An 8,034-nucleotide genomic window follows, 5' to 3' on the forward strand; every position below is an offset into this window, starting at 1 on the left:
GGAAGCAAGCTTCCGAAAATCCGCTCGACTTGCATGTATTAGGCACGCCGCCAGCGTTCGTCCTGAGCCAGGATCAAACTCTCCGAAGAAATGTTTGCATAGCTCATTTGCTTTTAAAGTGTTTGCTCACTATTAAAAAAACGTTGGCGCTTTGTTTTGTTCAGTTTTCAAAGAGCAATTTCATCACCGTGTTTCGCGGCGACATTTATTATCTTAGCACATCAATAATCGGTTGTCAACTTCTGCGAAAAAGTTTTTTCTTACACAATTTGCGATGTGAACTAGCATGTCCTAACGACAAAATTTATATTAACAAAACCAAAATCGGTTGTCAACTTCTGCGAAAAAGTTTTTTTAAAAAAACATGTACTAAGTTTCGCTGGCTGTTAGAGGTGTCGACCTGGTCGTTCCGAAAGTATTTTGAAACGAGATCCTCGTTAAATGATCAGAAACCTTTTCGGAACTTCTGAAACATTTCGAGGTCATTTTCGGAGTCACCAGTTGAATTGTGATTTTTTTTAAATGCAAAATAAATAGCATGTGATTCGCATCAATTTCTCTTTTGTGTGTTTTACAATATATTTTAATCTTGTTTTACATTGTTTTAAAACCTTTTCGGGCTCAAAAAAGCTAGGTGTATCAAGGGTTTGAGGCACTTAACTATAACAAAAATGGTGCGAACTATAACAAAAATGGTGCGAACTATAACAAAAATGGTGCGAACTATAACAAAAATGGTGCCTAACTATAACAAAAATGGTGCGAACTATAACAAAAATGGTGCGAACTATAACAAAAATGGTGCGTGTTATAACAAAAAAAACTTTTGTTATAGTTGCGGATTTGTCATAATAATTTTCGGAAGGAGGAACTCTTTGGTGAATACAATAGTGGTCAAAGAAACACGGACTAGTCAGCTTGTGACAAAGTCGAATATGCTCATCGAAGCGAGCTACAAACTTGGTGTCATTGAACAGAAGCTTATACTGTTTTTGGCTAGTAATATAAATCCTGCAGACGCTGATTTTAAGACATATGCATTGTCCGTTAAAGAGTTTAATAGCAAGTTGTTAGGATATAAAGGCACTCCTAAATACACCGAATTAAGGCAGATCACAAAGGAATTAATGCAGAAGGTTTTTGAAATCCGCATTAACAAGAAAGTGATTCAGGTCGCCTGGCTTAGTTACGTAGCTTATAACGAAACCGAAGGGACTATAGATATTCGTTTTGATCCGTTCTTACGTCCATACCTGTTGGAGCTGAAAAAGGAATTTACGAGCTATAAACTCGAAAACATCGTGAAATTAAAAAGTTCCTACGCCATTCGTATTTATGAATTATTGAAACAGTACGAGAAACTGCATGAGAGGACCTTTTTGCTGAGTGATTTACGCAAAATGTTAGGAGCAGACGACATTTACCCCGCGTACGGCAATTTCAAGCAGCGTGTCCTGGTGCCGGCCCAGAAAGAATTAAAGAAAAAAACCGATATCTCCTTTGAAATTGAAGAGGTAAAAGTCCGCCGAAGGGTCGATAAAGTAAAGTTTCTCATCATGTCAACGAATGAAAGAAACACCGAATCATTGGAACAAGAGATTGTAGATCAAGTGAAAGTCCCTAATTCATTTCTTCAGAATGTAAAGAGGTTTGGCTTAAAGTTAGGAGTACAGATTAACGACGAGGTTATTCATTCATGGGAAAGATATGGACAAGATAATGTGATTAACCTGTTGGAGAGAATAGAACATAGAACAGATATAGACAATCCGATTGGGTACATAACCAAGGTTCTAAGCACTTCCGGATCCAGTGAAGCTCATGCCTTATCAGAAAATGACGAAATACTTGTTGGGTTAATTGCGGACTTTAGAAAATCAAAGGAGTCTTTGCCCGAATGGTTTGTTCAAGAGAAGGCTATAGATGAAATTCAAAATAGACTCGGTGTAGACCCCGATACAGCGAAACATAAATTTATGGAAATCAAAAACGAATTATACGGAATTCTCAATATCACGGAGCCTGTAACGGAGAACTCAGTGGAAGAGAACATAGAAGAGTGGAAGAAAGACATTGAGGCGCGGTTAAATAGGTTGAACCAATAGTTGCAAATAGTACGGGACTAAACACATGTTTAGTCCTTTTTTTTTCTCCTTATCACTAGGTTGTTTTTATGGTATTTTATCGATAAAAGGTGTACGGTACACTTTTTAGAGGAGAGAATATCAGAATGAAGGCCACAATTACAGGAATTGATTCGTTGAGCAAACGGATTATGTTAGATCTCGATAGAGGTACTAAAGTTTCAGACATTCCGGAAGCGTATGCTGTTTCTCTAGACCAAGCGAAGCGGCTGTCTAGGTATTTAAAGATTTTAAAGCTGGCACACAATCATTTAGATTCGGCTTTATATGAAAAAGTCGGAATAATCGGTTTAAAAGTGCTGCCACTTGCTAGATTGTTTAAACAAGAAGATTGGGAAGGGTTGACCGAAATTTTATCGACAGTCACAGATGAAACAACGAGAGATGAATTAGAACTAATGATCAGAGGGTTATGGGAAAAAAGGCAGCGCATCCGGACATTTAAAGAAGAAGCCGATTATACGATGCAACTGCTGGAGGAGCAGAAAAGGGATTTTCGGCAGGAAGAAAAGCAGTTGCGGCAATTACAGCAAGAATTGGAGGGCCAAATTCGTTTTTTTAAAACATACCCAAAATCCTCTCATGAATTTCTTTTGGCGCATGTAGGGTTGTATAAAGGCCGACTCGTATTAGCTAAACGACTAGATGTCAATTGGCAGAGAGAATTGAAGAAAAAAGCAGTCCTTCGTTATGACCCGCTTGAATATGTGTTTTACATCGATGATTTAGAGGATTTAGTGATTGCTTATGAGGAAAAGCTAAGACACGGAAAAAAGCACCTTTGGGATTATGAAACGGATAGTAAAAAGATAAGGGAAGATCATTTTTCTATTCCAAAGGATGGTCGTTACAACCTTCCAACAGGCGTGGCTGATCTTCGATCTGCAAAAACCGAGTTGGATAAGGAGCTAAAAGAAATTAGGAAACAGCAAAAACAGATCGCTGCTGAATTAAAAAAAACGAAAACAAACACAGTCAGGACCTATATGGAATCAGTAGAAGCCATCAATACATTGTCCGTCGAGGAATTGAAGAAGCATAATGAATTGCAGAGTTTAGCCATGAAGTGGTTATACAGCCGCGGATACATTGTGGTCAGTGGATTCATTTTACCGAATAACCGTCGCACTGATGTGTTTGCTTACAATGATAGCGATGATATCGTCATTGTCGAGATGAAGGTTTCCCAAGAAGAGTTAGTCCAGGATAAAACATGGCTAGAATGCCTGAATTATTGTGATGAGTTCTATTTTTTAACCCCCAGCAACCTGTCTTCTGCTCTGGATGGTTTGACTAAAGAATGTGGGCACTTAATTGAGACTCCAAAGGGCATACAGATAAAACAGGAAGACTTATTGCTTCATAAGGTAGATGTTGACCGCACAGCCCTTAATTTCAAAGCTGGCCGGATGCTCGCCAAGAAATTCGTTTATGGATATTAAAACTCAAGCGTGGTTTCAAAAGCCGCGCTTGAAGAAACGAACGAAGAAAAGAAGAAAACAACGTTTATTCGTTTATTGTCTCTTGAAGAATGTGTAATGTTGCCTTTAGAATTAAAGAGGAAAACAACGTTCGCAGAAAGGAACGTGGATTATGGCAATTACCATTACAATGGGCATTCAAAAAGGAGGATGTGGAAAATCCACTACAACAGGGATTCTTGGGCATTTATTAAGTGAAGATGGCTATCAAGTGCTCGCAGTGGATATGGACTCTCAAGGCAACTTAACAGAATTATTGTCTGAAAAGCCGTCAAATCAGTTTATTGGCAAATCAGTTTTGGAAGCTATGCAGCACAATAGTGTAGAGGAATACATAATCAGTATCAATGAAAATCTTGATTTGTTGCCGGCCAATAATTTTCTGGCGACTTTCCCACGTTGGCTCTATACAGGAAGGACATATCAGGGGGAAACGATCCCGTTTCGGGGAAATCCAAGTCACGTGCTGGATCATACATTAGAAGCAGTTCGGGACCGATACGATTTCATCATTATTGATACTCCACCATCCCTGAGCGAGCAAACTACAAATGCCCTGTGTGCGAGCGAACACGTCGTAGTCTTATTCGAGTGTTCAAACTGGTGTTATTCAGCGATTCCTAACTTTATGGATTCCATCCAAGGTGCCAGGGAATTTGGAAAGAGAAATACACAAGCGATTGGCGTTTTACGTACAATGAACGATGTACGGAGAAGTGATGCAAAAGCTTTCAATGAACTGATCGCAGAAGATTATCCAGAGTTAGTATTCCATACAATCATAACGAAGAAAGCACCGATCGGCAGATTGTCTTTGTATGGGTTTAATGAAAACCCTGAATTAAGACAAGCCTTAAGCCAGTATGAAGGATTTTATAAGGAGTTGATCAGTCGTGTCGAAAGTAAATGATATTAAAAGTAAAATGCGTAATCAAAAGCATATCAGCCCTACATTTGCACTAAATGAAGAAGTTAAAACGGATGAAGAAAACAACGTTGGAAGAAAAGAAGAAAAAAAGATTGAACGAAAAAGAGTGTCATTTGATTTACGGACGGATCTTCACAAAGAGCTCAAAATGCAATCTTTGCTCCTGGAAAAAAATATTTACATATTGATTGAAGAAGCTGTTGAGAAATATTTGAATGAAACGAAATAACGGAAAATTCATGTACCAACTTGGTTCTGGTGTCAAAACTTAACAGTATTGACTCTATTATTCGCATGTACTATTTATAAGGCGTGAAGATATTCAAAACTTAGTGTCAAAAATAATGCGAATAAGGGGCGGTATTATGAAATACGGATATGCACGGGTCAGTACAGTTCATCAAGATTTAGAGTCACAATTACAGGCTTTAACGGCTGAAGGTTGCGAAAAAATTTATCAAGAGAAGGTTACCGGCACCCGTATGGATCGATTGGCATTACAGAAGCTGCTCTCCGAATTAAAAGAGGGTGATACCCTGGTTGTAACTAAGCTCGACCGCCTGGCGCGTAATACACGAGAAGGTATTGACGTTATAGAAGGTTTGTTTAATATGGGCGTCAGAGTTCACGTACTGAACGTCGGCTTATTAGAGAATACGACTTTGGGGCGATTCTTCTTAACGACACTTCTAGCCGTTGCTGAAATGGAACGGAATATCATTATTGAGCGCACGCAAGAAGGCAAAGCCATCGCTAAGCAGCGTGATGATTTCCGCGAGGGAAGACCGAAGAAGTTTTCAAAGAAACAGATCCAGCATGCGTTAGAATTACTCGCCAATAATTCCTACAAGCAGGTTGAGGAAATGACACGAATATCTAAAAGTACATTAATAAGAGCTAAGCGTAAGCAGTCGGTTGAAAAATTGGACAACCAACTGTGAAAACAAGGCATTGCTCTCTTTCGTTTTTCAGTAAAACAAAGCGTAAATAAGAAGTCACTCAATTTCCTTCTTATTTACGCTTTGTTTCTTTGTTAATCCCTTTCAGTACGCAGGTTGAGTGTCTCCTCCTTTTTCGCAAACATCAGAAGACCTCGCCCTGCCAACATACATGGCATGACGAGGTCTTCTGATACTCCAAAGTCGTCGACTGTAGAGTTAGTGTCCATTTGTACATGTTCAACAGCAATAAGGAATTGAAACGATGCTGTAAGAGGCACAAAATATCCCGGGAGTAATTTATTGGTTAAAGATATATGAAATAAAGCAAAATGGTTGGTGAGAACCAACCAAAGAAGAATTATATGTAGATAAGGTCAAAGATAGATGTCTGAAAAGACTAATTTCAAATAAAAAAAACCCTTCTGGGCTTTTAGTTCTCGTACGCGCCTTAGAGGATTCGAACCTCTGACCGACAGCTTAGAAGGCTGTTGCTCTATCCAGCTGAGCTAAAGGCGCATTATATGGCGGAGAAGGAGGGATTTGAACCCTCGCGCCGCTTACGCGACCTACACCCTTAGCAGGGGCGCCTCTTCAGCCTCTTGAGTACTTCCCCATAAACACAAAAATGGCTCCGCAGGTAGGACTCGAACCTACGACCGATCGGTTAACAGCCGATTGCTCTACCACTGAGCTACTGCGGAACAATAAAGAAATGTATTTTATTATGGTGGGCCTAAATGGACTCGAACCATCGACCTCACGCTTATCAGGCGTGCGCTCTAACCAGCTGAGCTATAGGCCCATATATAATTGGAGCGGGTGATGAGAATCGAACTCACGACATCAGCTTGGAAGGCTGAGGTTTTACCATTAAACTACACCCGCATAAAAGCGAAATACCGGTGGTCGGGGTCGAACCGACACTCCGTGAGGAACACGATTTTGAGTCGTGCGCGTCTGCCAATTCCGCCACACCGGCAAAATATGGAGGCGGCAACCGGATTCGAACCGGTGGTAAAGGTTTTGCAGACCTTGGCCTTACCACTTGGCTATGCCGCCAATTCTGTAAAAGCGAACGAAGATTCCAAGGTGTACTTTCCCACTGGCTGCTTTATCTAAAGATGACTGGGCTAGCTGGATTCGAACCAACGAATGACGGAGTCAAAGTCCGTTGCCTTACCGCTTGGCTATAGCCCAATAATAATAATGGGGCGGCTGATGGGAATCGAACCCACGAATGTCGGAACCACAATCCGATGCGTTAACCACTTCGCCACAGCCGCCATAATCTTGGCAGGGGCAGCAGGAATCGAACCCACACCAGAGGTTTTGGAGACCTCTGTTCTACCGTTAAACTATGCCCCTATCATCAGTGGTGGAGGGGGACGGATTCGAACCGCCGAACCCTGAGGGAGCGGATTTACAGTCCGCCGCGTTTAGCCACTTCGCTACCCCTCCATCATTATCGGGGATATATTCAGGTATGTGGTGGCGCGGGACGGAATCGAACCGCCGACACAAGGATTTTCAGTCCTTTGCTCTACCGACTGAGCTACCGAGCCACACAATATATAGTAACAGTAGGTGTTAACCTACTGAGTAAAATATAAAACGGTCCCGACGGGAATCGAACCCGCGATCTCCTGCGTGACAGGCAGGCATGTTAACCGCTACACCACGGGACCAGATTGCGGGGACAGGATTTGAACCTGCGACCTTCGGGTTATGAGCCCGACGAGCTACCAGACTGCTCCACCCCGCGATAATAGGAATGATACAATTTTGTGATAAATGGAGGAGGTAGAGGGATTCGAACCCCCGCGGGCTTTTACACCCCTGTCGGTTTTCAAGACCGATCCCTTCAGCCGGACTTGGGTATACCTCCGTATTTATATTTACAACTGGTGGATCTTGTAGGACTCGAACCTACGACCGGACGGTTATGAGCCGTCTGCTCTAACCAACTGAGCTAAAGATCCATATATTTTTACTGTGGTAGCGGCAGAGGGGATCGAACCCCCGACCTCACGGGTATGAACCGTACGCTCTAGCCAGCTGAGCTACGCCGCCATCATAAAAATATATGATGTAAAATATGGTGGAGCCTAGCGGGATCGAACCGCTGACCTCCTGCGTGCAAGGCAGGCGCTCTCCCAGCTGAGCTAAGGCCCCAAATATGAATTCACATGGTCGGGAAGACAGGATTCGAACCTGCGACCCCTTGGTCCCAAACCAAGTGCTCTACCAAGCTGAGCTACTTCCCGTCAAATATGGCGCGCCCGAAAGGAGTCGAACCCATAACCTTCTGATCCGTAGTCAGACGCTCTATCCAATTGAGCTACGGGCGCATATAAAATTTAATGGTGCCGAGGACCGGAATCGAACCGGTACGGTAGTCACCTACCGCAGGATTTTAAGTCCTGTGCGTCTGCCAGTTCCGCCACCCCGGCAGATCAATGGAGCGGAAGACGGGATTCGAACCCGCGACCCCAACCTTGGCAAGGTTGTATTCTACCACTGAACTACTTCCGCACAAATGG

The 8,034-nt window shown here is 42.3% G+C and carries 5 protein-coding genes, 22 tRNA genes and 1 rRNA gene; 5 read left to right on the forward strand and 23 right to left on the reverse strand.

Going from position 1 to position 8,034, the window contains the following annotated elements:
* Window positions 1-89: ribosomal RNA gene (locus CUU64_RS14310) — 16S ribosomal RNA — on the reverse strand; the annotation flags it as partial.
* 789 nt (window positions 90-878) lie between these two features.
* On the opposite strand from CUU64_RS14310, the gene CUU64_RS14315 reads away from it, so the two are divergent.
* The 5 genes from CUU64_RS14315 (at window position 879) to CUU64_RS14335 (ending at window position 5,494) form a co-directional block, all read left to right on the forward strand.
* On the forward strand, window positions 879-2,105 hold the full coding sequence (locus CUU64_RS14315) for a replication initiation protein (RefSeq protein ID WP_257985534.1): 1,227 nt from the start codon (window positions 879-881) through the stop codon (window positions 2,103-2,105).
* A gap of 125 nt (window positions 2,106-2,230) precedes the next feature.
* Window positions 2,231-3,586, forward strand: coding sequence for an MmcB family DNA repair protein (locus CUU64_RS14320; protein ID WP_101634298.1), 1,356 nt, complete (start codon window positions 2,231-2,233; stop codon window positions 3,584-3,586).
* A 151-nt stretch (window positions 3,587-3,737) separates the two neighbouring features.
* Window positions 3,738-4,535 carry a ParA family protein gene (locus CUU64_RS14325; RefSeq protein WP_101634299.1) on the forward strand — a complete coding sequence of 266 codons (798 nt, stop codon included), beginning with the start codon at window positions 3,738-3,740 and terminating at the stop codon, window positions 4,533-4,535.
* Window positions 4,519-4,782, forward strand: coding sequence for a hypothetical protein (locus tag CUU64_RS14330; protein ID WP_101634300.1), 264 nt, complete (start codon window positions 4,519-4,521; stop codon window positions 4,780-4,782). Before CUU64_RS14325 ends, CUU64_RS14330 begins: the two co-directional genes overlap by 17 nt.
* A 136-nt stretch (window positions 4,783-4,918) precedes the next feature.
* Complete coding sequence (locus CUU64_RS14335; RefSeq protein WP_101634301.1) at window positions 4,919-5,494, forward strand: recombinase family protein; 576 nt, start codon at window positions 4,919-4,921, stop codon at window positions 5,492-5,494.
* Window positions 5,495-5,936: 442 nt separating this feature from the next.
* On the opposite strand, the gene CUU64_RS14340 is transcribed toward CUU64_RS14335, so the two are convergent.
* The 22 genes from CUU64_RS14340 to CUU64_RS14445 all read right to left on the reverse strand — a co-directional run bounded on the left by CUU64_RS14340 (window position 5,937) and on the right by CUU64_RS14445 (window position 8,026).
* Window positions 5,937-6,010: transfer RNA gene (locus tag CUU64_RS14340), tRNA-Arg, on the reverse strand.
* 6 nt (window positions 6,011-6,016) lie between these two features.
* Window positions 6,017-6,107, reverse strand: a tRNA-Ser gene (locus CUU64_RS14345).
* Between the two features lie 13 nt (window positions 6,108-6,120).
* Window positions 6,121-6,195 (reverse strand) — tRNA-Asn (locus CUU64_RS14350).
* 24 nt (window positions 6,196-6,219) lie between these two features.
* A tRNA-Ile gene (locus CUU64_RS14355) sits at window positions 6,220-6,296 on the reverse strand.
* A gap of 9 nt (window positions 6,297-6,305) precedes the next feature.
* A tRNA-Gly gene (locus CUU64_RS14360) sits at window positions 6,306-6,379 on the reverse strand.
* A 12-nt stretch (window positions 6,380-6,391) separates the two neighbouring features.
* Window positions 6,392-6,473 (reverse strand) — tRNA-Leu (locus CUU64_RS14365).
* A 6-nt stretch (window positions 6,474-6,479) separates the two neighbouring features.
* A tRNA-Cys gene (locus CUU64_RS14370) sits at window positions 6,480-6,553 on the reverse strand.
* A 66-nt stretch (window positions 6,554-6,619) separates the two neighbouring features.
* Window positions 6,620-6,691 (reverse strand) — tRNA-Gln (locus tag CUU64_RS14375).
* A 10-nt stretch (window positions 6,692-6,701) separates the two neighbouring features.
* A tRNA-His gene (locus tag CUU64_RS14380) sits at window positions 6,702-6,777 on the reverse strand.
* Window positions 6,778-6,785: 8 nt separating this feature from the next.
* Window positions 6,786-6,859, reverse strand: a tRNA-Trp gene (locus CUU64_RS14385).
* Between the two features lie 8 nt (window positions 6,860-6,867).
* Window positions 6,868-6,952, reverse strand: a tRNA-Tyr gene (locus CUU64_RS14390).
* 28 nt (window positions 6,953-6,980) lie between these two features.
* Window positions 6,981-7,056: transfer RNA gene (locus CUU64_RS14395), tRNA-Phe, on the reverse strand.
* Window positions 7,057-7,106: 50 nt separating this feature from the next.
* A tRNA-Asp gene (locus tag CUU64_RS14400) sits at window positions 7,107-7,179 on the reverse strand.
* 3 nt (window positions 7,180-7,182) lie between these two features.
* Window positions 7,183-7,256: transfer RNA gene (locus CUU64_RS14405), tRNA-Met, on the reverse strand.
* A 30-nt stretch (window positions 7,257-7,286) separates the two neighbouring features.
* A tRNA-Ser gene (locus tag CUU64_RS14410) sits at window positions 7,287-7,379 on the reverse strand.
* A gap of 17 nt (window positions 7,380-7,396) precedes the next feature.
* Window positions 7,397-7,473, reverse strand: a tRNA-Ile gene (locus CUU64_RS14415).
* Between the two features lie 14 nt (window positions 7,474-7,487).
* Window positions 7,488-7,564 (reverse strand) — tRNA-Met (locus tag CUU64_RS14420).
* A 26-nt stretch (window positions 7,565-7,590) separates the two neighbouring features.
* Window positions 7,591-7,666: transfer RNA gene (locus tag CUU64_RS14425), tRNA-Ala, on the reverse strand.
* 15 nt (window positions 7,667-7,681) lie between these two features.
* Window positions 7,682-7,758, reverse strand: a tRNA-Pro gene (locus tag CUU64_RS14430).
* 7 nt (window positions 7,759-7,765) lie between these two features.
* A tRNA-Arg gene (locus CUU64_RS14435) sits at window positions 7,766-7,842 on the reverse strand.
* 13 nt (window positions 7,843-7,855) lie between these two features.
* Window positions 7,856-7,944: transfer RNA gene (locus CUU64_RS14440), tRNA-Leu, on the reverse strand.
* A gap of 7 nt (window positions 7,945-7,951) precedes the next feature.
* Window positions 7,952-8,026 (reverse strand) — tRNA-Gly (locus CUU64_RS14445).
* Window positions 8,027-8,034 lie beyond the last annotated feature (8 nt).

It is taken from the genome of Bacillus sp. V5-8f (genome assembly GCF_002863565.1).
In the GTDB taxonomy this organism is placed as follows: domain Bacteria; phylum Bacillota; class Bacilli; order Bacillales; family DSM-1321; genus Peribacillus.